This is a genomic window from Pseudoflavonifractor sp. 524-17 (assembly GCF_009935845.1).
Lineage (GTDB): Bacteria > Bacillota > Clostridia > Oscillospirales > Oscillospiraceae > Pseudoflavonifractor_A.
On record NZ_QWEK01000021.1, the window covers coordinates 58,467 to 80,908 of the forward strand.

Consider the following 22,442-nt stretch of genomic DNA (forward strand, 5'->3'; position numbering starts at 1 on the left):
TCATTGGTATGGCTTCTTACTCCTGGGGTTCCCAGCGGGCAGCGAGGGCCTTGTACTGGGCGAGAGAAATATGAATTTTTCCGTGCAGCGTCACCAGACCGGCCTCTTCCAGCTGCTTGAGATAGCGGTCCACGGTGCGGGTGCTGATGCCCAGATTACTGGCGATGGCGGGCCGGGTGTACCGCACCACAACATCCTGCCCCGGGATAGGGGGATGGGCGCCGCAGTAGAGGATCAGGTAGCGGCCTACTTTTTCCAGCCCGGAGGAGAAGGCGGACAGCCCCTTAGTCTCCACCAGACGGCAGCTCTTTTTGGCGAAGAGAGCTGCCATTTCCCACAGGAGCCGGTTATTTTGCCGCAGCTCCCGGCGGAACTCCTCCACGGTGCAGTAGAGCAGTACGCTGTCGGTGGCAGCCCGGACATTCATGCTGTACCGCTCCTCTCCTGCCAGCAGTTCCAGATCTGATATCCCGGTGGGGGCGGTCATCACCAGCCAGGTGGAACAGGCGCCCTCCTCCGCCTCGTAAAAGGCGTGCAGCTCCCCGCTGAGCAAAAGGTAGGCCAACGCTACCGGTTCCCCGCGGGAGACGAGCCGGGTTCCGGCTTTTATCTCCAGCAGCCGGGAGACCTCCAGTATCCGATCCGGGATGTGGGCCAGCAGCGCGCGGGCCTGGGCGTTTCCTTTCTCCAATGCGGTTTTCCGTGTCACCATCGCGGCGGCCTCCTAAAACAAAAATTTTTAAACTGCTGTAAAAATCTTCGTTTTCTTAATGATAGCAGAGATAATTCTCCAAGTAAAACGACAGTTGTCTTGTTTTGAGAAATTATTTTGGCATAAGCAACATAAAACCACCGCCTTCCAGACGGAAAGCGGTGGTTTTTACCAGAGAACGCCGGTTACATTTTCTCCGGGGCGGTGACGCCGATGAGATTCAGGCAATTGGCGACGACGGCCCGGACGGTATCCGCCAGCTTAAGCCGGGCGGACAGGACCGCTTCCGCCTCCCCCCGGATATAGCAGGCGTCGTAGAACCGGTGGAAATCGGCAGCCAGGGCCAGCACATACCGGTTGACCAGCGAGGGATCGAAGTCCCGCGCGGCCAGACGGATCTCCTCCGGCAGGCGGGCCAGGTTTTTGATGAGGGCCTTCTCCTGGGGGGTGGTGAAGACGGCGGCGTCGATTTTGTCCGCCGCGGGTACGGCGGCGCCCTCCTCTGCCAGACGGGCGATCAACGTACAGATCCGGGCGTGGGCGTACTGGATGTAGTACACCGGATTTTCGCTGTCCTCCCGCACGGCCAGATCCAGGTCGAAGTCCACCGGGCTGGAGGAGGAGCGGGAGTTAAAGAAGAAGCGGGCGGCGTCCACGCTCACCTCGTCCAGCAGGTCGTGCAGGGCGATGGCCTTGCCGGAGCGCTTGGACATGCGCACCGGCCTGCCGTCCTGAAGGAGATTGACCAGCTGCATGAGCACAATCACCAGCCGGTGGGAGCCGTCCAGCTCCAGCCCGTCCAAAGCGGCCTGGAGCCGGGCCACGTGGCCGTGGTGGTCCGCCCCCCAGATGTTGACCGCCAGGTCAAACCCCCGGCGGTCCAGCTTGTCCCGGTGGTAGGCGATGTCCGCGGCGAAATAGGTATAAAATCCGTTGGCCCGGCGGAGCACGTCATCCTTCAGGTCCAGCTTGTCCACCTGCTCCCGGCTCTTGCCCTCGGCCAGATATTTTTTCTTTAAAAGCTCCGTGGTGTTCAGCCACAGGGCCCCGTCCTTCTCATAGGTCCAGCCCTTTTGAGCCAGCAGCCCCACCGTCTCAGCCACATAGCCGCTGTTGTGGAGGGAGGACTCAAAGAACCACTGGTCGTACTCGATGCCATACTTTTTCAGATCTGCTTTCATCTTGGGGATGTTTCGCTCCAGGCCGTATTCCGCCATAGCGGTGAGCCAGGCGGCCTCCGAAGGCTCCGCCCCGGGGAAGGTCTCCCCGGCCTTGTCCAGAAAGCCCTGGGCAAGCTCCCTGATGTCGTCCCCATGGTAGCCGTCCTCAGGGAAGGGGTAGTTTTCCTCCCCCAGGGTGAGCTGCATACACCGGGCGTAGATGGACCGGGCGAATTTGTCGATCTGGTTGCCGGCGTCGTTGACGTAGAACTCCCGCCACACGTCATAGCCGTCTCGGGCCAGGACGCTGGCCAGGGCGTCCCCCAACACGCCGCCCCGGGCGTTGCCCATGTGCATGGGGCCGGTGGGGTTGGCGGAGACGAACTCCACCATCACCTTTTTGCCGGCGCCCTCGTTCCCCTGGCCGTAGGCGGGTCCAGCGGCCTCAATGCCTGCCAGCACGTCGCCGTACCACTTGCTGCCCAGGAAGAAGTTGAGAAAACCAGGGCCGGCGATCTCCGCCCGGTCAAAATAGCTCCCCTTCAGGTCCAGGCGGTCCAAAATGGCCTGGGCCACCGTCCGGGGGGGCAGCTTCATGGCCTTGGCCCCCGCCATGGCGAAGGAGGAGGCGTAGTCCCCGTTTTTTACCTCCTTTGGGATCTCCACATTGGCTTTCACCGCCGCCCCGGCGGGGAGGACGCCGTCCGAGACGGCCTTCTCATAAGCGGCCTGGGTAAGGGCGGATACCTGCTCCCGGGCGGCCTGGATCATATTATTGGACATAGCTGTCTTCCTCTCTCTATTCATGTCAAAGGGCGGGGCCGGAGCTGCGCCTGGCCTCCCGCACGTTGATTTCAAAGGTATTCATGCCGGCCACGGCGTGGTCCAGCTCGATATCATAGGCGATGCGGATGTTGCCGCCGGTGGCGCCGATGTCGGCAAACATCTCCCGGGTGTTCACCCCCACAGACAGCGCCCCATAGGGGGTGTTGTACATGGACAGATGGCGGCGGCCCTTCTCAAAGACCATCTGGGAGTTGAACTCCCCCAGACGCATCAGCGTAATCCGATCCTTTTCAATATGGAAGGTGGTCAGGGTGCCATCCAGACCGGTGACCTCGCTCTCCTGGTAGCTGAGGGTAAAGCCGGCGTCTCCGTCCTCCAGCAGCGTCCCCTCCGTCACCAATTCGATCACATCGTCTTCCTGACTGTCCCGGGACTGCGTCCCCTTAATTGAGATGATCACATTTTGTTCACTCATGCTCTCCAGGCCCTTGTCCTTCATTATAATATTCACATTCAGGCAGTGCATATCTTTTCTATGCCAGCCGGAATGTGTGCATTATTATACAAAAAGAAACCGGCACTGTAAAGGGCATACAGAGGGCAAATTTAGCCAATTTCCACCTGCTGGACCTCGCCGGTTACGTCTTCCCGCAAAAAGAGGGAGGCCAGGCGGGAAAAGTCCGCCGCATCGTCGCTGACGAAGTACCGGTGGGTCCCCTGGGGACGTTTTGCCATGGCGTCCTGCTTTTGAAGCTGGACGGCGGCGGCGCGGGCCCCCTCCGCCCCGGCGCTGATAAGGGTGATCTCCGGCCCCATGAAAGCGCCGATGACCTCCTCCAAAAGGGGGTAGTGGGTGCAGCCCAGCACCAGCGTGTCCACACCCAGGGCCTTCAGGGGGGATAAGTACTCCGCCGCCACGGTTTCAATCACCGGATCCCCGGGGTGGAAGCGCCCGTTTTCCACCAGCGGGACAAAGAGGGGGCAGGCCTGGGGGAAGACCGCCGCGCCGGGGTTGGCCGCGGCCACCGAGCGCTCGTAGGCGCCGCTGCGGATGGTGGCCTGAGTGCCAATGAGGCCGATCTTGCCGCTGCGGGTGGCCAGAGCCGCCGCCCGGGCCGCCGGCTCCACTACTCCCAGCACCGGAATGGGATTCTCCGCCGCCAGCAGGTCCAGCGCCGTGGTGGACACCGTGCCGCAGGCGATGACAATCCCTTTCAGATCAAAGGTGCGCAGAAAAGCCACGTCCTGCCGGGCGTACTTGATGATAGTCTCCCGGGAGCGGCTGCCGTAGGGGACCCGCCCGGTGTCTCCGAAATAAATGATGTCCTCCTGGGGCAGCAGGCGCTTGAGCTCCCGCACGGTGGTCAGCCCCCCCAGCCCTGAGTCAAACACGCCAATGGCTCTCTGGTCCAAATTCCTCTCCTCCAAACAGCAAAACTGCCGTTTTCAAACGGCTTACCCTATCATATGCGAAAAGCAGGCCCCTGGCAAGGGGCTTTTTGAAAAAACGGCCTCCCGGCGGCGGTTCTTTTTGCGGGGGCAGGGAGGCCGGGCCCGCGTTTTCCCCTGGGAACCGGCAAAAAAGAGGCGGCGGTAATTTCCGGCTTTGCCTTGCGAAAGGATGTGCTTTTCGGTATAATCAGGAAAGAGTTGCTCCCCGCCGGACAGGGGCGGGGAAGATGGGAGACAGGACATGAGAGAAGCCATGACCGCGGCGGCGGTGCATAAGCAGTATAACGACAGCGTAATGGCATTTCAGCGGCAGATTGCCGACGCCGGGCTGCGGGTGAAGTTCAGCCAGGAGGCAGACATCTTTTTCCGGGCCTGCGCCCTGGGGGTGTGGGGCCGGGACGGAGGCGCCCTCACCCCCAGGCACGTGGAGTACTACAACGCCGTATACAGCCGCGGCAATCCGGTGCCCTCTATCTTATTCTGGGAGCTGTCCACTGCGGTGGGGGAGTATCCGGGCTTTCAGCCGCCGTCGTTTTTCAACCGGATGCGGGCCTGCGACAAGGTGAGCGGCACCAGCCTGGCCCGGAAGTTTACCGATCTGACCACCCTGATGATTCTGCTCTTTGGGGCGGTGGACGGCCAGGTGAGCGAGGCGGAGGCCGCCTTTGCCCGGCACTGCGCGGACGAGCTTGGGAGCCTGTGCGCCAAGGATGGCCTGACGGCAGGCAGTCCGCCCCTGAACCCGTCGGAGTTTATCACCAGGCGGCCGGCGCCGGAGACCCCCTCCGGCGCAGCCCAGGCCCAGGCGGAGGCCGCCCCGGCCAAGGAGGAGGACCCGGCCCCCGCCCCCACGGTGGCCGAGCTGCTGGCCGAGCTGGACAGCCTGTGCGGCCTGGACAGGGTAAAGGCGGACGTAAAGAGCCTCATCAATCTGATTAAAGTGCGCAGGCTCCGGGAGAGCCACGGCCTGCCGGTGCCTCCCATGTCCCTCCACCTGGTGTTTATGGGCAATCCCGGCACAGGCAAGACCACGGTGGCCCGGCTGCTGGCCAAGATCTACCATACCATCGGCGTGCTGTCCAAAGGGCAGCTGGTGGAGGTAGACCGCTCCGGACTGGTGGCGGGCTTTGTGGGGCAGACCGCCATTAAGACCGGAGAGGCCGTCGAAAAGGCCTTGGGCGGGGTGCTGTTCATCGACGAGGCCTACGCCCTGGCCAACCAGGAGAATGCCAACGACTTCGGCCGGGAGGCGATTGAGGTCCTGCTGAAAAGCATGGAGGATCACCGGGATGACCTGATTGTCATTGCGGCGGGGTATACCGAGCTCATGGGCCAGTTTATCCACGCCAACCCGGGACTGGAGAGCCGGTTCAACAAATATTTCTACTTTGACGACTACAACAGGGATCAGCTGATGGAGATCTTTCTGTCCATGTGCGAGAAAAACGGCTATACCGTGGCGGAGGGAGCAAAGGCCGCGGCAGCGGAGCGTTTCCGGGTCCTGTATGAGGAGCGGGATGAGAACTTCGGCAACGCCCGGGACGTGCGCAACCAGTTCGAGCGGGCGGTGGCCCGGCAGGCTGACCGGGTGGCCCAGCTGGAGCACCCCAGTAAGGAGGATCTGATGACCTTGACTCCCGAGGATCTGGCAGAGCCGGATCATGCGTAAGCTGGCCCTGTTTGCCGCCCCCTTCTCTCTTGGGGTCTTTCTGGCAGTGCTGATGCTGCCTGCCGGGGCGGTTTTTCCCGGGGCGGGCGTGTGTGCCCTGGCGGGGGCGGCGCTGCTTCCGGTACGCAGCCGGCGGGGGCTGGCCGCGCGGCTGGTCTGCTTCGGCCTGGCCGCCGGGCTGGGGTGGACCGGATGGTATCAGCTCCGGCACATCGCTCCCGCAGACGCTCTGGACGGCGCGGAGGGGACATACACCTTCACCGTGTCCGGTTATCCCGCCGCTACCCGGTATGGCGTGTCCATCCCGGCGGAGCTGGAACGGACCGGCGGCGCGTCTATTGGCGCGCTGCTCTACGCCAAGGAGGAGTACGCCGGGGTACAGCCCGGAGACCGGCTCACCGGCCCGGTGCGTCTGCGCCGGACCAACGTGAGCCAGGGGGAAGCGTCCTATTATTACGATACAAAGGGTATTTTTCTTACCGCAAACGCCGGAGAGGAATTGGAACGCATCCCTTGCGAAAGGACGCCGGTAAAATACTGGCCGGCGGTGTGGGCAAAAAGACTGAAGCACTCTGCCGGCACATATCTGCCTGGAGATGTGGCCCCGCTGGCAGTAGGGCTGATCACCGGGGAGCGCGGGGATCTGGACACAGCGGCATACACCGCCTTTCAGCGCACCGGCACCGCCCATATCATCGCGGTGTCCGGCCTGCACGTGTCCTTTCTGGCCGGCCTGGCGGGGCAAGTGCTGGGACAGAACCGCCGGCGCACCGCCCTGGCGGCTATGGGGATGATGGCGGCTTTCGCCGGCGTGGCGGGCTATACCCCGTCGGTGCTGCGGGCGGCTTTGTTCCAGACCATGCTGCTGGCGGCACCTGTGCTGGGCCGGGAGGAGGATCGGCCTACCACCCTGGCCGGGGCGCTGATGGTCATTCTGCTGCCCAACCCCTGGGCCGTCGCGGGGACGGGGCTCCAGCTCTCCTTCCTGTCCGCCAGCGGGATTTACCTCCTGTCCAGCCCTCTGGCGGAGCGGTGGACCGCCGCCGTGCCGGAAGATCCACGGGGGTGGCGGCGGCTGGCCTGGGGCGGGGGAAAGGCAGCGGCCGCCTCAGTGAGCACCACCCTGGGTGCGCTGCTCCTCACCACGCCCCTGACGGCGGCCCGGTTCGGCGCCCTGTCGCTGGTGTCGCCTCTGGCCAATCTGCTGATTTTGTGGGCGGTATCTCTGGTCTTTGTGGGGGGACTGCTCACCGCCCTGACGGGTCTGGTGTGGGGCGGACTGGCCGGTGTGCTGGGGGCGGCGGTGGCTCTGCCCGCGCGGTATGTGCTGTGGATGGTAAAAAGCCTCAGCCGGTTTTCTTTGGCGGCAGTGCCCTCCCAGGGGCTCTACCTGCGGGGGTGGCTGCTGCTGGTGTACGGCATTGCGCTGCTGGCGCTGATCCCAGGCTGGCGCCGCCGGGCCCGGCCTATTCTTCCGGTCTGCGGCTGTCTGTGCGCCCTGTGCGCGGCCCTGGTCTGTACTGTTTTGGAGGCCCGCCTGCCCCGGCTTACCCTGTCGGTGCTGGACGTGGGGCAGGGGCAGAGCGTGGCGCTGGCCTCCCGGGGGCGGACCGCTCTGGTGGACTGCGGCGGGAACAGCCGGCGCAACGGGGGCGACATCGCCGCCGACTTCCTCCAGAGCACCGGCCACGCCAAGCTGGACCTGCTGATTCTGACCCATTTTCACGCCGACCACGCCAACGGCGTACCGGAGCTTCTGGCCCGCCTGCCGGTGGATCGGCTTGTGATCCCAGACGTCCAGGGAGAAGACCCGTTCCGCCAGGAGATTGTGGCCCTGGCAGAGGAAGCGGGGACAGAAGTAATCCTTCTGACAGAGAACAGCCGGGTGACGCTGGGAGAGGCTGTCCTGCGCCTCTACCGCCCCCTGGGGGACGGCGGGGCCAACGAGGCGGGCCTGTCGGTGCTGTGTACCATGGGGGAATTCGATGCCCTTATCACCGGGGACATGAATACGGCGGTGGAGAAACGGCTGGTGAAGTATGGGGACCTTCCCGATATTGAGCTGCTGGTGGCGGGACACCACGGGTCCAAATACGCCAGCTCGCCGGAGCTGCTGCTGGCAGTGAAGCCGGAGTATGCCGCCGTCTCCGCGGGGTACAACAACTACGGCCAGCCCGCAGGGGAGACGCTGGAGCGGCTGGCTGCCGCCGGATGCGCCATCTACCGCACGGACTGGATGGGACGGCTGACCTTTACGGTGAGATGACACAGAAAAAGCAGACTGCGGAAAAAGAGCTTGTCTTTTCCGGCAGCCTGAAAGGAGGGGGGGCCTATGCCGCCCAAGGGAAAAACAGACGACGGCGCCTACCGGCAGCTGAAAAGGGACATCAGCGGCGGCGCCATCGGGACGCTGTATCTCTTCCATGGGGAGGAGGCCTATTTAAGGGACTTCTACCTGGGGGAGATGAAAAAGAAGCTCCTTCCCCCGGGGATGGAGGCGTTCAACCTCCACACACTGCCGGGGAAGGAGTTCAGCGTAAAAAAGCTCCAGGAGCTGGTGGACTGCCTGCCCATGATGAGCGGGCGCACCCTGATTGTGGTCAGCGACTTCGACCTGTACAAAGGGGACAAGGAGGGGCTGATTCAGGTGCTGTCCGACCTGCCGGAGTATGTGTGTCTGGTGTTTGTGTACGACCTGATTGAGTACAAGGCGGACGCCCGCACTAAGCTGGCGGGGGTAATCAAGGAGAAGGGCAGCGTGGTCCAGTTCCGCCGCCAGGGACAGAACGACCTGGTGGACTGGATTGCCCGGCGCTTCCGGGCCCTGGACCGGGAGATCAGCACCGAGGACGCCAAGTATCTCATGTTCCTGTGCGGGGATCTGATGAACGGCCTGATCTCTGAAATTGAGAAGATCGGGGCCTACGCCAAGGGGCGGCGGGTCACGCAGGAGGATATTGACGCGGTGGCCACCCCCCAGCTGGACGCGGTGGTCTTCCAGATGACCGACGCCATTGCCGCTGGAAAATTTGACAAAGCGGCCAGTGTGCTGGGGGATCTGTTCCATATGCAGGAGCCCCCCATTAAGCTGCTGGCCGTGCTGGGCAAGCAGATCCGGCAGCTCTACTCCGCCCGGCTGGCCCTAGAGCACAAAAAGGACGCCCGGTATCTGATGGAGCTGTGGGGAATGCGCAACTCCTACCCGGCGGAAAAGCTGATGACCGCCGCCCGGCGGTTCTCCCTGTCCTGGTGCCGTCAGGCGGTGATCCGTTGCGGCAAGACGGATCTGGCCATGAAGTCCACCGGCGCCAGCGGGGAAGAGCTGCTGGTCAAGCTGCTGATGGAGCTGGCCCTGCCGCTGTCATAGAGCCTGGTGCCCCGCTTGGATTTGGAGCAGGATTTTTGCAGGGTGAGGCGGAGTGCCAGGCATGGGAATAAAGAAGGAGCGGATGAGGCACAATGAAACCACAGATCAAGGAAGCCATTGTGGTAGAGGGGCGGTATGACAAAAATACCCTGTCCCAGGTAGTGGACGCCCTGATCCTGGAGACCCAGGGCTTTGGGATTTTTCAGAACAGAGCGCTGCTGGCCCTGCTTCGCCGGCTGGCGGAGGAGCAAGGGCTCATTGTCTTCACAGACGCCGACGGGGCGGGCTTTGTCATCCGGAACTTTCTAAAGGGGGCCATACCGGCCGGACAGATGAAGCATGCCTATATCCCAACCCGTTTTGGGAAAGAGCGGCGCAAAGTCCGTCCAGGGAAAGAGGGCAAGCTGGGCGTGGAGGGAATGAGGCCGGAGGTGCTGCTGGACGCCCTGCGCCAAGCGGGGGCCACTTTTACCCAGATACCGCCCAGCGAGGAGCCGCCCCGCCGTCCCATTACTAAGGCGGACCTCTTCCGCCACGGGCTGTCCGGCGGGCCCAACGCGGCGGTGCGGCGGAGAGAACTGCTGCGCATTTTGGATCTCCCGGAACATATGAGCACAAACGCCCTGTTGGAAGTGCTGAACCGGCAGTATAGTTACGAGGCATATCAGGACATTTTACAAAAATGCTGAGGAACCAGGGCAGAGGAAAATATTTTCGATTTTTGCAGGGAAAGGACTTGACGAATGGGCTGGAACGTGATATCTTATTCCCTGTAAATAATAATCATTACTGATTATGCTTGCAGTTTTAAAAAACTTTGATTTTTTTAGGAGGAACCATTTTTATGAAGAAGTTTGTCTGTTCTGTCTGCGGCTACGTTCATGAGGGAGACGCCGCCCCCGATGTGTGCCCCGTCTGCAAGGCTGGCAAGGAGAAGTTCATCGAGCAGGGCGGCGAGATGACCTGGGCTGCCGAGCATGTGGTGGGCGTAGCCAAGGGCGTGCCTGAGGACATTATTGCGGATCTGCGCGCCAACTTCGAGGGCGAGTGCACCGAGGTAGGCATGTACCTGGCCATGGCCCGTGTGGCCCATCGTGAGGGCTATCCCGAGATTGGCCTGTACTGGGAGAAGGCCGCTTACGAGGAGGCCGAGCACGCCGCCAAGTTTGCCGAGCTGCTGGGCGAGGTGGTCACCGACTCTACCAAGAAGAACCTGGAGATGCGGGTTGAGGCCGAGAACGGCGCTACCGCCGGCAAAACCGACCTGGCCAAGCGCGCCAAGGCTGCCAATCTGGACGCCATCCATGACACTGTGCATGAAATGGCCCGCGACGAGGCCCGCCACGGCAAGGCCTTCAAGGGTCTGCTGGAGCGGTACTTCGGTTAAGATTTTTACCACAATTTCAGCACGTTTTGAGGGGAACAGGGAGACCTGTTCCCCTCTTTTTTGTGCCGGTGTGCAAGTCAGTGTGCAACTCCCGCCCGGTATTCACTTTTTCAGCTTTCACATGTGCAACTCGAATAAATTGCACTCATATTAAGCGGTTTTCCGCCTAATTACAAAGAAATTAGATAAAACAGACAACTTTTGATAAGTTTTTATAGCTTTGTGGCAAGAAATAAGAAGTTTGAGAGAAGATGTAACATCTTTTTACAAGTTTTCAAGCCGCCGAGCCCAAAATAATCTATCCCCTCCGCTAAAATTGCCGTTTCTCTCTGGATTTTGCAGACTTTTTATAGGTCTGCTTTTTTCTTTTCTTCATTATAGCACATGTCGCTGTTAAAGTACAGCTTTTTATTTGCCCCATGCTATACTAAATCCAGAAAGAGCGAGAGACACACAGCCTCTTGAAAACACAAAATCAAAAATGAAAAGGAGAATAACATTATGAAGTACGGGTACAGTATCGACCATGCAAGACGAGCCATCATTATCACAAAGGAGTTTGCCAAACGTGCCGCCAACATTACCACCAAGGAATACCGGGAGCTGACCAGCTTTCACAGAGATTTCCCGGATTACACTATTGAGCGTAGAACTGCTGAAATTATTCAAAAAAAGGAAACGTATAAGGGCCTGACGCTGGACAGGATGAAGAAGTACATCGAGGCCCAGGACGTGGCCCAGAACAACAATGGCGAGGGCTTGAAAGCGTTTGAGGCTATCAAGGCATACCACACCCCCACGGGCAAAGATAAGCCCAGCTATCCCAAGGTCAAGGCATGGTTCCTCAAAACCTATCCGGCTTACGTCAAAAAGGATGATACTGCCAGTCAGTCCCAGACCACCGAAAAAGTCCCTGCCTAATTATGAAAGGAGTATTGAACATGAAAGAGTACAAAATCAACTTCACTGCCAACACCATCACCATCAGCAAGAGCTTTGCCGAAGCCGCCAGCGACCCCACTTCCGCCGAATGTGAATCGCTGTCCAAGCTCCAAGCGGCCTACCCCGGCATGAGGATTGTCCACAAGACCCACCGCTCCCCCTCCAAGGCCAATGCGAACAAGGGGCTGACCTATGAGCGCATGGAGGGGTACATCAATCTGCATGAGAACGCCGCCGAGCTGCTTGTTACCTTTGAGGCGGTCAAGGCGATTGCCGCCAAGCAGAAAAATCCCTACCTGTTTACCAAGGGCTGGTTTATGCAGCAGTTCCCCGACTATGGCAAGCTCCCCGACATCAGCAGCAACGGCAAGATTTTGTACATCCGTCCCGTTGACCCTCCCGCCGCCGAAAAGAACGATGCAGCGGAGGGCAGTAGCAAGGCCCCCGCCGAGGGTAGCACCGCCGCCGAGCATATTGACTTTGCAAAAGCCGCTAATCAGTGACAAAAAGCAAGCCGCTTTTTGAAATACACTCTACAAAAATTTGAAAAGGAGATTTTGAACATGGAAAACAAGAAATTTGACCGTCCCTACATGGCCTCTTATCTGCTGGGCTGGTTCGCTGACAGCGAGGCCCGCGCCGTAGAAGCGGAAGAATTGGCGGGACTGACAGACAGCGAGATTGAAAAGGTGTTTTGGGACGAATACAACGCACAACAGGGCATGACCCCGCCGCAAGAGCCTGACTTTGGGATTGACTTGCAACACATTCCGGGGATTGCCTGACAAGGGAATACAGAACAAGGGGCGGCACGCCGATGTGCCGCCCCTCGTCTTTCACTTGATTCAGATACTCTGTTTTACGATAAATCCAAATCATATAGTAAATTGGTGAGCAATAGAGCCTTTAGGCGTGCCCGGTGCTGGTAATATTTCACTTGCAATATTCCTTTCTCAGCTATTTATTGGTTGTGCAGAATATGTTGTTAAAATATCACCTGTATTAGTTGTCGTAAACAATGTAATTTCTCCGTCTTTGTTTTCAATATTTAAGCTAAGTGTGCTCTTGGAGAAAATTACTCGAATTAGTTCAGGATTTACTGCCTCCCATGTGCAAGTAGTGATTGTTCCATCAGTTTTATATGATTCTGCGTTTCCATCTTCCAAGAATACTAAAGCACCATTTTCCGGAATGTTACATACCCATTTTTTATTTAACAAAAGCGGTTCAATGCTATAATAGAATTCTTCATTTGTACTCTCTAATGAGTAAGCGCGATATGTTGCTATAACGGAAAAGTTATTACTGTTTTCATTTTCAACGCATAGAACTGTTTCTCCATCTTGTTCTCTATTATGTAAGGTAATACGTCTGTTGTTTTGCAGATGTATTATAATACCTGTACTACTGTCATTATCGTCAAAAGGTGTCCACTCGCAAGTTTCACATGAGCCATCATCTTCATACACGTTCACTTGTCCGCCTTCAATAAATATAAGATTTCCGCCCGAAGTGTGGTCTGTTATCCATTTCTTTTCCAATAGGGTTGGTTCAAGCATACTTATTTGTGTTTCGATTTGCTGAGGATAATATTCATTACAAAGTATGTTATACTTTTCATAAAATCCCGTACCATCAATATCAAAATTGTATCTGGAGCTGCCTATATCCATAACGCATTTTATTACATCTCCATTGCACAGGGCATTGCCAAAGGCGGTGGCACCATCATCTGAATCAAAGAAAAAACTGGAATATGGGGGATAACATATGAGCGCATATTCTTGTTCGGTATTATCTATTTTCATTCTTAACGACATATTTTCTGCTTCGCTTGATGTGAAGGTAACTCGATTGTCGCCATACTCAAATAAATTTATGTAAAACTTACCTGTTCCCTTGCCTGTTATTAATGTTTCTATATGACAACCTACAGCCACTTTAAGTTCGGAGTCGATTGTTGCCGTATTTCTGAATTTGCCAGTAAATACTCCCAAAAGTACTTTTTTGCCTGTTTTGTCTCCAAAATCATCTTCTTCGTCAATCAGATACCAATTTGATGTTTCGTCTGGTGCCGCGCTGGTGTCGACTTGCGGTGTTGTTGTGCTATCCTCCCCGCCACCGGGTGTGTTGGTGCTTGTTGTATCCTCGTTACCGCCGCCGGGTGTGTTGGTATTCCCTGTTCCATCACCGCTGCCACAGGCCACCAGAGAGAGGGCCAGAGCCGCCGTAAGTATGAGTGCCAAAAGTCTTTTCATTCTTTGTTTCCTCCTACTGTGTTTTGCACGAATAATAACCGATATTGGTTATTCTGATTATACATCATTTTCTTTTAACATTCAAGTGGGAAAGTGAGGCTTGAATGTTATGATTTCGTACAACAACTTGTGGAAAGTCATGAAAGAAAAAGGTATTTCGCAATATGCACTGATAAAGAAGTACAACGTCAGCCCTGCGCAAATCACCAGATTAAAAAGGAACGAAAGTGTCAGCACCCACACAATAGAAATGTTCTGCAAAATATTGGATTGTGAAGTAGGAGATATAATGAAATACATTAAAGATGATGAAATCTAACCTTGTGGCGGGGAAACCCGCCCTTTTTCTTTGTCTTTCCGCATGTGGTATAACCTCCGCCGCGTCCACCGTTTTCTTCCGTTTCCGCCGTAATTTTGTGTCGGGAGGGAAATCCGCCGAGAAAACCAGCATTGAAAAATCAAAATGAGATTTTCCCGAAACCATCCCCCCGGTGGGGTGCTTAGCTGCTACCCTCTGACGAACAGGGGTACTCCCGCTCCCGCTCGAATTTGAAAGTGTAGATACAATTTTGCCAGCCGCCGAGCCGGGAAAAGAAAAGGGAGCGTAAAGCAACATCTTCCAAGAAGAAGCTACGTCTTTTTGCGTGGCGGCAACATGTTTTTACATGAAGTCTGCAAGAATGTTTTAGAATGTTGTAAAAATAAGCGTAATTCGCATTTCTTGCTACGAAAAAATTTTTGTAGTATAATATAATCAGAAAGTGAGGAAACAACGCTTATTCCTTGTGGGTTTTGACAAGTCGCAGATTGAACAGCGGGGCCGTGTTCCATGATGGAGCCGCCGCTGCTCTGTTCCTCCACGGTTCCGCTTAGTGCCAGTAACGCGTTATCTGTGACTTGTCAAAATCTATAAGGAGGAATTTTATCATGGAAACATCAGCGGTTCCGTTACTGGCGGAAAAGCAAAGCAGTTCAACAAAGTTATTTGACATCACTCCTGCCGAGGCGCTTGAACGGCGGACAGAGTTTGAGCCGCAAATCAGAGATGTTTACGATGGATACCACAACCCTGAACGGACTTACATGAAAGGTCCCATAAAACGGCGTGTCCCTGGTCTACATTATAGTTATATAGATAAGGAGGGCTTCAGCGTATACTGGTATGGCTTCGATAGCCTTGTAGCAGTCTTTCATAATATAATACTGGCCTACCTAAGCAATAGCGATAATGAAATCATCATCAATATCAATTATCTAAGTGAATTCTACGCTTGGGCTTACTGGTGCGATACTGGCAGTACAAAATTGCCGCAAAGGATAGAAGACAAGGCCAAAGAGGCTAAACTACTCTTGGAAAAAAAGGTTGCGGAGTGGCGACAAAAAAAGGAAGCGGAAGAAGCAAGGAAGCAGGAATATGAGAAACAGGTATACACGGAGTTTCTCAACCACTATTTTTATGCGGATGATGTAGAAAGTGGAAAAGTGCCGCTTGACAGTGATAAAATGGCCGCTTGTTTAGCCTTTAGGGAAATTGTAGAAGATGTAAAAGAACTTGCTTTGGCTGATTATTTTCGTTATGAACGTCATGAAATTGTATATAGATTAAGTACCCAACAACCATACATTATATTACTTTATACACTTGTCAAAGCGGCGGGGCTTAAAGTTAACAGCAAAATTGGATTTACTGACGCACGGGACAGGGATGGACACTTTGAGCTAAACCGCGAACAGGTAAAACTTGAAGCAAAAAAAGCCAGACTTATCAATCAAGGAAAAACAATACCAGAACAATTTGCGCGAAAACAATTTGATTGCATTTGCAAAGGAGTACCTTGCCCAACCTACTGTGAAATACAAGGCAAACAAATTGAGTGGATAGCCAGCACAAAGAATATAGCTACTGCCTGGGGCGAAAAAGAGAGCGAGGAAACCGAGCATTTGATACAATGGGGTGAGCGACAGTACAAAAGACAAGACTTTTTTGCTGCTGCATATCCAGGGCAATACAACCGAGTAAAACGGAGGGTGAATTTTATTGGTGCGTATGAAAATGATGTGTTGCGGCTGACAACCAGCCAGCGCACAAAATTGATGTATAATATACTGGCCTATAAATACCACGATTGTTTAGTACCAGTCAATGAGGCGGACGAAAACACTTTGAAAGTGCTATGTGATGAAGAACGCAACAACCCAACAGCCAACGATTTATTGAGTCGCCTTAGATGGGCTGACGGCCTTTCTAAACTTGTAACCTTTGGCGTAGGAATGAAAGCGAATGGTGCAGCACAATACTCCTGGTGCTATACAGCGGATTTTTCGGACAATTTCGCTAAATACCACGGTGTAGATATGGCATGGGAGGAATGGGGCACTAGGCTAACTCTGATACTGGATAATTATAAGGAGGCACCTCCGCCGAAAAGGTCAGAAGATTTAGAAACAGTTTTCCGCCGAGCCTTGTATTTTTAGAATGGTAAGCGGCTAACGCTGGCAGAGCAAGACTATTCAACAATTATGGACTGGAAATCCAAAAGATTGTTGGACAAAAAAACTCCCTTCCCTTTGTCTGGCCCAATACCAGATAAAGATTATAGCTTTACGATTGAATACGACAGCGAGAATTTAGAATATCCAGAGAATAGGAATTTGAGAAACCCCGGTGAAATGGCAGAATACAACAGAGCCAATAACAAGGACAAGGGCATTGAGCGAATTAGGGAAAGGTTCACCACCGCCACAGGCGGAACATTGAAGCCGGGGGACAAAATCACCACGGCCCAGCTAAAAGGATGGGGGTACACGAACCCCAATTCTATAACCAGACTTGTAGCCAGCAAGACTATTGCAAGAGTACAAAAAGGAATCTATGCGGTAAATTCCGTGTAAATCTGCAACATCTTCACTACGCCCGATAGCAACATATTATTAAGATTTTAGTTGCTATCGGACACAGTGAAGATGGCCCAGCAGAAACTTGAAATACACCATTCAAAAATAAATGTGTATGACAATTCCAGGTGAGGCAGAGTCCCAGAGAGCTGCCGCCTGTTTACATAGATATTAACCCATTTGGAGAAAGGAGGCGCAGCCATGTTAAACGAAATAGCCCCCATTCTGGCGTATTAGGCCAGGAACAGAGACAATAAACAGTTGATACAGGAGACAAGCTATTACTTGTATAGATTGCAGCGCGGACAGGCCCCCAGCGTAGATTTTGAGAGGTACGGGCAGCAGATAGCCGAAAAATTAGAGAAGTCGATACAGGACGCAGTAAACAAGAGAAATAAAAAATCGAAGTGAACCGGAAACCTTGACACCCGCTCGGTATGAGGATTTTTGTTTGAATAAAGTTTAGAAGTCGGTGGAGATGTAACAATCTCCCGCCGACTTCTTATTTCTTGTAGAAAGATACTGCTAACTTGCAGCATCTTCTTTTTCCTTGTCGCTATCTTCTTTCTTTTCCCATCCAAGAATTTCTTCCATGATAAGGGCAAGGGGTAAGTCTGTATCTGGAAACATGGGGGCAATCCTCCATTCCGACAGGCCGCGCAGCGGCGCGGAACCTGTTCAATAAAACAGATGGTTTCGTGAACACTTGCACAGGGGCGGAAACAGGGTAAATATTCCCGGTATTAGGGGTGATTTTGTTCATGAAAACAAAACGGCCTTTTCGTGAACACTACCCCTCTTTGACATATTCCAGCAAGTCCCCCGGCTGACAGTCCAGCAGCTCACAGATTTTGGAAACATTCTGCAAAGAAATGTACTTGCTTTCTCTAAGGGCCTGTATCACGCCCTCCGACAGCAATTTATCTTTTCGCAAGGTGCTGGTATTGTACCCCGCCTCTTTCAAAGCGGCGATAATGTCAATCTTGTATTTGATACCCATTGTATTTCCTCCCATCCGGGGCCGCTGAAAAATTGCGGCCCTTTTCCATTGTCCCTATTGTAGCACAGATTTACACAGAAATCAATGTAAAATATCAACAAAGATTTACACAGAATTCTGTGTAAATTGCGAATTGCATTTACACAGAAAATAGTGTAAAATGATAATCAGTTAAGGGGACCACCCCAATAAAACAAAAGGAGATTTGAACATGAGCAGAAACGAACTGGTAGCCAAAATCGAAGCCCTGAACGAATGGGAAAGCGTCATTGAAGAAGCCAAAGCCGAGGCCGAAGCCATCCGGGACGCTATCAAGGCCGAAATGATGGAGCGCGACACCGAGGAATTGACCGCTGGACAGTATATCGTCCGCTGGACTTCCATCATTTCCAACAGGTTCGATACCACATCTTTCAAAAAGGTTATGCCGGACGTTTACAAAGCCTACACCAAGCCCGTTTCCAGCCGCCGCTTTACCATCAGCGCATGAGAAAAGGCCCTTGCCTGACAGCCGACCAAAGCAACAGGCAAGAGGCCATACCCAAACCGTCAAGGAGAGGGCAAGAACATTATAGCTTGCCCTCTCCACAAAATCAAGATATAAAGGAGAAAATCAGAAATGAAACAGTTGACAAGCTATAATCGAGTTGCCGGGTATTTGAATAAAATGTTCGACATGCTGAACGCCGAATTTTTTGAAGGTACACTTTCAAGACCTACTATCACCATTCAGTCCACGCCCCGCGCATACGGTCATTTCTCTTTGAGGGACAACACATGGGTTTCCGCTGTTGGCGATACGCATGAAATCAACATCGGCGCGGGAACGCTGGCGCGGCCCATCGAGGAAGTAGCCGCCACCCTGTTACATGAAATGGTACACTATTTCAATTACGAAAACGGGGTACAGGATTGCAGCCGGGGGAACACCTACCACAACAAACGCTTTAAGGCAGCAGCCGAGGCCCACGGCCTGACCGTCACCCACAGCGATAAATACGGTTGGTCACATACCGCCCCCGCCGATGCCCTGTTAGACTTTATCCTTGAAAACGGCTTAACCGACATTCTGATTAACCGAAACGAATACGGCGGTTTTCAAGTGACAGGGACGGGAACGCACAGCGGCACAGGAACGACCGGGCCGCGCCGACCGTCCAGCACGCGAAAGTATATTTGCCCCTGTTGCGGAAATTCCGTCCGGGCAACGAAATCGGTCAATATCGCCTGTTTGGACTGTGACGTGCAAATGGTAGTTGCCGGGTAACATACACAGGGCGGGGAGCAATCCCCGCCCCCATAAAGGGGGATATAATATGATATACGGATATGCGCGTTGCTCCACCAATGAGAGCAAACAGGACATAAACAGACAAGTCCGCGAATTGAAAGCGGCGGGAGCGGAACAGATATTTTTGGAATACGAACACGGGGACAGCAAAATCAAGAGCCAGCAACGGGCCATGCTGGAACAGGCCCAAGCCGGGGACAGTATTATCACCCTGGAAGTCCCCCGCCTTGCCAGGAGTACGCAGCAGCTATGTGAGATTATCGACACGGTGAGCGCAAAGCACTTGCGATTGCAGATTATAGGCAGTATCACCCTTGACTGCCGCAACGGACAGGCCGACCCCATGAGCGAGGCATTTTTGCAAATGGCTGGGGTATTCAGCCAGTTAGAATTATCTATGATACGCGCCCGTGTCCGTTCTGGAATGGCAAACGCAAAGGCCAAGGGGAAACAGATAGGCAGACCACAGACCACCGCCGAGGATATACCGCCTATCTTCTTCCGCCATTATCCCGCCTTTGCCGCTGGAAGTCTGAACGTCAGCGAGTTAGCGCGGGTATGTAATTTGAGCCGTACAACGGTTTATAAGTATATCGGCATGATGAACGGGGGCCGCTCTGCATGAGCGGCCCCCGTTCATTGACATATCGGCGGTTTAGGGGTATGATGTACCATGTAAAGCACATGGAGGAGGCCCCCGGAATGGCAAAATCAGAAAATCAAAAGGTGAAAACACTTTTTGTTGCAAAATACTTTCTGGAAAATTCAGACGAAAACCACCCCGTCACAGCCGGGGACATTACCGACTATCTCAAAAACGAATGTGGTATTGAGGCGGAACGCCGCGCCATTTACCGCGATATTGCCGCCCTCCGCGATGTGTTCGACATGAACATAGACGGGGGACAGGGCGGGAAATACCGCTTATTATCTCGACAGTTTGATTTTGATGAATTGCGAATATTGGCAGAATGTGTTTATGCAGCTAAATTTGTTTCAGAGGCCCAGGCAAAAACACTTGTTGCCACGATAGGTGAATTTTGCAGCAGTTACCAAGCCGATGAATTAGAGAGAGAAGTTTTTTTATGTGACAGGGTAAAGACTACCCAAACGGGTGTATTGACAAACATTAACAAAATACAAAAGGCCATGACTACCAAAGTGAACGGAAAACCCAAGCCCCCGCAGAAAATCAGTTTCAAATATTTGAAGTACACTATTCAAGATAAAAGTGCCCAGGTGGAACGCCGCAAGGGAGCCGCCTATGTAGTCAGCCCCTATAAACTGCTGATAAACGAGGGCAACTATTATCTGCTGGCCTATGACGCTAAAGCCCAGGATATGCGGACATATCGTGTTGACCGCATGAAAGAAGTTAAGGCCCTGGATGAGCCGCGAGAGGGCGCAGAAGCCTTTGCAGCTATTGACATGGAAACATACACCCGCCGCGTATTCTCCATGTATGGAGGCCAGCAAAAGCGCGTCAGTGTGCGCTTTATCAATCCTCTGTTGGACACCGCAATAGAACGGTTTGGAACGTCCCCCCATGTATTTTACAGACCAGACGGGGAACGGCATTTTGTAGTGACCGCCGATGTGGAGATTAGCGACCAATTCTTTTCATGGGTATGCGGCTTTCGGAAACGGGCAAAGATTATCAGTCCCCCCGATGTAGTGGAGGGTATGCAAAAGTTTTTGAAAGATATTGCCGGGAGATACGAAACTTGATAGAAGATGCTGAAAGCAGATAGAAACTTGCCGTTTCTATCTGCTTTCTTGTGGGATGTGCTTACAACATGTTCAAATTGCCTTGCAGGATATTGACCCCCGACTTTGAAACGGCGATATAATACCGCTGTGTGACCTGGATATTTCCATGCCCCATCTGGTTGCACAGCAAATGGGTGGGGGTATTCATTTCCGCCATGAGCGTGCCATAGGTGTGTCGCAAATGGTGATATTTGAAGTCAATATGAAACCGGGCTTTGATTTCCCGCGTGGGGTATTTCATGGAGTTCACCGTCTGGATTTTTCCATTAGGCAGACAGTTGACAAGCTCCGTTGAAAAAATCTGCTTGCCGCCCAAGTCCTCAATCATCCGTTGATTTTGGGAGCGCAGCGCGGCAAATTGAATTTCATCCTCTGACCGCCGCCGCGCCAATTCTTGAAAGTACGCTTTCAATTTGTCGCACATGTAAAGCGTCCGTCTGGCGTTGTGAGTTTTCAGCGGCACCAGTTTGATAAGCCCATCCTGGTATTGCATTTGACGGTCAATCAAAATCGTGCCGCGCTCCACGTCCACATTCTCCCATTTCAGCCCGAAACACTCATTGATACGCAGCCCGCAAAACCGCCCCAGCATGTACGCCGTTTCCGCATTTGTCCCATGAAAATAATCATCCAAAATCACAAGTTCTTCCCGGCTGAACGCCACAATGTCAATATCATCATCTGTTTTCAGCTTTGGCATGTGGATTCGCGTGTCTTTATTGGTACACAGCTTATTGTAATTGTCCACAGCCAGATAGTTCCGGGAATACGCCTGACCGAAAATCAGATAGAACATTTTCAAGAAACTTTCGACATAACGATAGGACAGTCCCCGGTTATAGTACAGTTCCGTCAAATAGTCCACGACCTCCGCCGCGCTGATTTCGTCAATGTACCGTTTGCCGAACGCCGCGCACAGGTGGTTGTCCCACAGGCTTTCTTGCTTGCGAATGGTATTGTAGGCTTTGCCGCTCCGCCCCTTTTCGCAGTATTCTTGATAGACCTCCGCCACCGTCTTTCTGACCGTGGGCTTTGGCCTGTGGGCGTTCTGTTCATTATCCACCGCCATTTGCCGCGCTTTGATTGCAGCCCGTTTTGTTTTCAGCGGACAGCCGTTTTCGTCCTTGCTGCCCTGTTTCGATATGCGTTTCCCGTCACGAGTGAACGTATAACGAAAAGCCCACAGCCCACTTTCTAACTGGAACACTCCCGCGTCACTTTGCTTTCCCATGTTGTTGCCTCCCGAAATGTGTAATTTCGAGTGCAACTTTTTTCGATTAAGCCATGTGAAAACTTGCACAGGTGCAACCGCCGAGCCGCTTGGGAAGAGGCTGAGCACGCCGCCAAGTTTGCCGAGCTGCTGGGCGAGGTGGTGACCGACTCCACCAAGAAGAACCTGGAGATGCGGGTCGAGGCCGAGAACGGCGCCACCGCCGGCAAGGTCGCCCTGGCCAAGATGGCCAAGGAGCAGAACCTGGACGCCATCCACGACACCGTCCACGAGATGGCCCGCGACGAGGCCCGCCACGGCAAGGCCTTCAAGGGCCTGCTGGAGCGGTACTTCAAGTAAGCAAACGCAAAAAATTCAGCACCTTTTAGAGGGGAACAGGGAAACCTGTTCCCCTCTTTATTTACCGCTAACTTGTCTCGGCTGTTATAAATTTTTGATAAAAACTGCTTTATTCTCCCTGGGCGCGGAATTTGGGCGGCGGAGGTTGGCTCTTGCGCCGAGGGCGCATTTTACCTCGATAAA

22 protein-coding genes and 1 pseudogene are annotated in these 22,442 nt (G+C 54.0%); 16 read left to right on the forward strand and 7 right to left on the reverse strand.

Annotated elements, in window-relative coordinates; all coding sequences use genetic code 11:
- Positions 1–16: 16 nt before the first annotated feature.
- From D1159_RS09400 to murI, 4 genes are all read right to left on the reverse strand, one after another.
- Positions 17–712, reverse strand: a complete 696-nt coding sequence (locus tag D1159_RS09400; RefSeq protein ID WP_161845417.1) for a Crp/Fnr family transcriptional regulator — start codon at positions 710–712, stop codon at positions 17–19.
- Positions 713–897: 185 nt separating this feature from the next.
- On the reverse strand, positions 898–2,655 hold the full coding sequence (argS, locus tag D1159_RS09405) for an arginine--tRNA ligase (protein ID WP_161845418.1): 1,758 nt from the start codon (positions 2,653–2,655) through the stop codon (positions 898–900).
- Between the two features lie 25 nt (positions 2,656–2,680).
- Entirely contained in the window at positions 2,681–3,157 is a 477-nt protein-coding gene (locus D1159_RS09410; protein WP_243152208.1) for a DUF1934 domain-containing protein, read from the reverse strand.
- A gap of 107 nt (positions 3,158–3,264) precedes the next feature.
- Entirely contained in the window at positions 3,265–4,071 is an 807-nt protein-coding gene (murI, locus tag D1159_RS09415) for a glutamate racemase (protein ID WP_161845419.1), read from the reverse strand.
- Positions 4,072–4,351: 280 nt separating this feature from the next.
- Here murI and D1159_RS09420 point away from each other — a divergent pair, with 280 nt between their 5' ends.
- From D1159_RS09420 to D1159_RS09455, 8 genes are all read left to right on the forward strand, one after another.
- The gene (locus tag D1159_RS09420) at positions 4,352–5,779 is read left to right on the forward strand and encodes an AAA family ATPase (protein WP_161845420.1); all 1,428 of its coding nucleotides are present in this window, start codon (positions 4,352–4,354) and stop codon (positions 5,777–5,779) included.
- On the forward strand, positions 5,772–8,045 hold the full coding sequence (locus tag D1159_RS09425; protein ID WP_161845421.1) for a ComEC/Rec2 family competence protein: 2,274 nt from the start codon (positions 5,772–5,774) through the stop codon (positions 8,043–8,045). Before D1159_RS09420 ends, D1159_RS09425 begins: the two co-directional genes overlap by 8 nt.
- Positions 8,046–8,111: 66 nt before the next feature.
- The gene (gene holA, locus D1159_RS09430; RefSeq protein ID WP_161845422.1) at positions 8,112–9,146 is read left to right on the forward strand and encodes a DNA polymerase III subunit delta; all 1,035 of its coding nucleotides are present in this window, start codon (positions 8,112–8,114) and stop codon (positions 9,144–9,146) included.
- A 92-nt stretch (positions 9,147–9,238) separates the two neighbouring features.
- Positions 9,239–9,835: a DUF4093 domain-containing protein gene (locus tag D1159_RS09435; RefSeq protein ID WP_161845423.1), complete on the forward strand. Its 597-nt coding sequence runs from the start codon at positions 9,239–9,241 to the stop codon at positions 9,833–9,835.
- Positions 9,836–9,990: 155 nt separating this feature from the next.
- Positions 9,991–10,533, forward strand: coding sequence for an NADH peroxidase (locus tag D1159_RS09440; protein ID WP_161845424.1), 543 nt, complete (start codon positions 9,991–9,993; stop codon positions 10,531–10,533).
- Between the two features lie 501 nt (positions 10,534–11,034).
- Positions 11,035–11,454, forward strand: coding sequence for a hypothetical protein (locus tag D1159_RS09445; protein WP_161845425.1), 420 nt, complete (start codon positions 11,035–11,037; stop codon positions 11,452–11,454).
- 20 nt (positions 11,455–11,474) lie between these two features.
- The gene (locus D1159_RS09450; RefSeq protein ID WP_161845426.1) at positions 11,475–11,978 is read left to right on the forward strand and encodes a hypothetical protein; all 504 of its coding nucleotides are present in this window, start codon (positions 11,475–11,477) and stop codon (positions 11,976–11,978) included.
- Positions 11,979–12,038: 60 nt separating this feature from the next.
- The gene (locus tag D1159_RS09455; protein WP_161845427.1) at positions 12,039–12,260 is read left to right on the forward strand and encodes a hypothetical protein; all 222 of its coding nucleotides are present in this window, start codon (positions 12,039–12,041) and stop codon (positions 12,258–12,260) included.
- A 168-nt stretch (positions 12,261–12,428) separates the two neighbouring features.
- Here the strand turns inward: D1159_RS09455 and D1159_RS09460 are convergent, their stop codons facing one another.
- Positions 12,429–13,733, reverse strand: a complete 1,305-nt coding sequence (locus D1159_RS09460) for a hypothetical protein (RefSeq protein WP_161845428.1) — start codon at positions 13,731–13,733, stop codon at positions 12,429–12,431.
- Between the two features lie 109 nt (positions 13,734–13,842).
- On the opposite strand from D1159_RS09460, the gene D1159_RS09465 reads away from it, so the two are divergent.
- The 3 genes from D1159_RS09465 to D1159_RS09475 all read left to right on the forward strand — a co-directional run bounded on the left by D1159_RS09465 (position 13,843) and on the right by D1159_RS09475 (position 16,625).
- On the forward strand, positions 13,843–14,052 hold the full coding sequence (locus tag D1159_RS09465) for a helix-turn-helix transcriptional regulator (protein ID WP_161845429.1): 210 nt from the start codon (positions 13,843–13,845) through the stop codon (positions 14,050–14,052).
- Between the two features lie 608 nt (positions 14,053–14,660).
- On the forward strand, positions 14,661–16,208 hold the full coding sequence (locus D1159_RS09470; RefSeq protein WP_161845430.1) for a hypothetical protein: 1,548 nt from the start codon (positions 14,661–14,663) through the stop codon (positions 16,206–16,208).
- Positions 16,209–16,253: 45 nt separating this feature from the next.
- Positions 16,254–16,625, forward strand: a complete 372-nt coding sequence (locus D1159_RS09475; RefSeq protein ID WP_161845431.1) for a type IV toxin-antitoxin system AbiEi family antitoxin domain-containing protein — start codon at positions 16,254–16,256, stop codon at positions 16,623–16,625.
- A 793-nt stretch (positions 16,626–17,418) separates the two neighbouring features.
- On the opposite strand, the gene D1159_RS09480 is transcribed toward D1159_RS09475, so the two are convergent.
- Positions 17,419–17,628 (reverse strand): helix-turn-helix transcriptional regulator, encoded by a 210-nt coding sequence (locus D1159_RS09480; protein WP_120394960.1) that lies wholly within the window; start codon positions 17,626–17,628, stop codon positions 17,419–17,421.
- Positions 17,629–17,839: 211 nt separating this feature from the next.
- Between D1159_RS09480 and D1159_RS09485 the strand changes: the two genes are divergently transcribed.
- From D1159_RS09485 to D1159_RS09500, 4 genes are all read left to right on the forward strand, one after another.
- On the forward strand, positions 17,840–18,118 hold the full coding sequence (locus D1159_RS09485; protein ID WP_161845432.1) for a hypothetical protein: 279 nt from the start codon (positions 17,840–17,842) through the stop codon (positions 18,116–18,118).
- A 129-nt stretch (positions 18,119–18,247) separates the two neighbouring features.
- Complete coding sequence (locus D1159_RS09490) at positions 18,248–18,895, forward strand: SprT-like domain-containing protein (RefSeq protein ID WP_161845433.1); 648 nt, start codon at positions 18,248–18,250, stop codon at positions 18,893–18,895.
- Positions 18,896–18,944: 49 nt separating this feature from the next.
- Positions 18,945–19,544, forward strand: coding sequence for a recombinase family protein (locus D1159_RS09495; RefSeq protein ID WP_161845434.1), 600 nt, complete (start codon positions 18,945–18,947; stop codon positions 19,542–19,544).
- 77 nt (positions 19,545–19,621) lie between these two features.
- Positions 19,622–20,647, forward strand: a complete 1,026-nt coding sequence (locus D1159_RS09500; protein ID WP_161845435.1) for a WYL domain-containing protein — start codon at positions 19,622–19,624, stop codon at positions 20,645–20,647.
- A 61-nt stretch (positions 20,648–20,708) separates the two neighbouring features.
- On the opposite strand, the gene D1159_RS09505 is transcribed toward D1159_RS09500, so the two are convergent.
- Positions 20,709–21,920, reverse strand: coding sequence for a tyrosine-type recombinase/integrase (locus tag D1159_RS09505; protein WP_161845436.1), 1,212 nt, complete (start codon positions 21,918–21,920; stop codon positions 20,709–20,711).
- Positions 21,921–22,001: 81 nt separating this feature from the next.
- Here D1159_RS09505 and D1159_RS09510 point away from each other — a divergent pair.
- Positions 22,002–22,259 (forward strand): annotated as a pseudogene (locus D1159_RS09510) (NADH peroxidase); the annotation flags it as partial.
- Positions 22,260–22,442 lie beyond the last annotated feature (183 nt).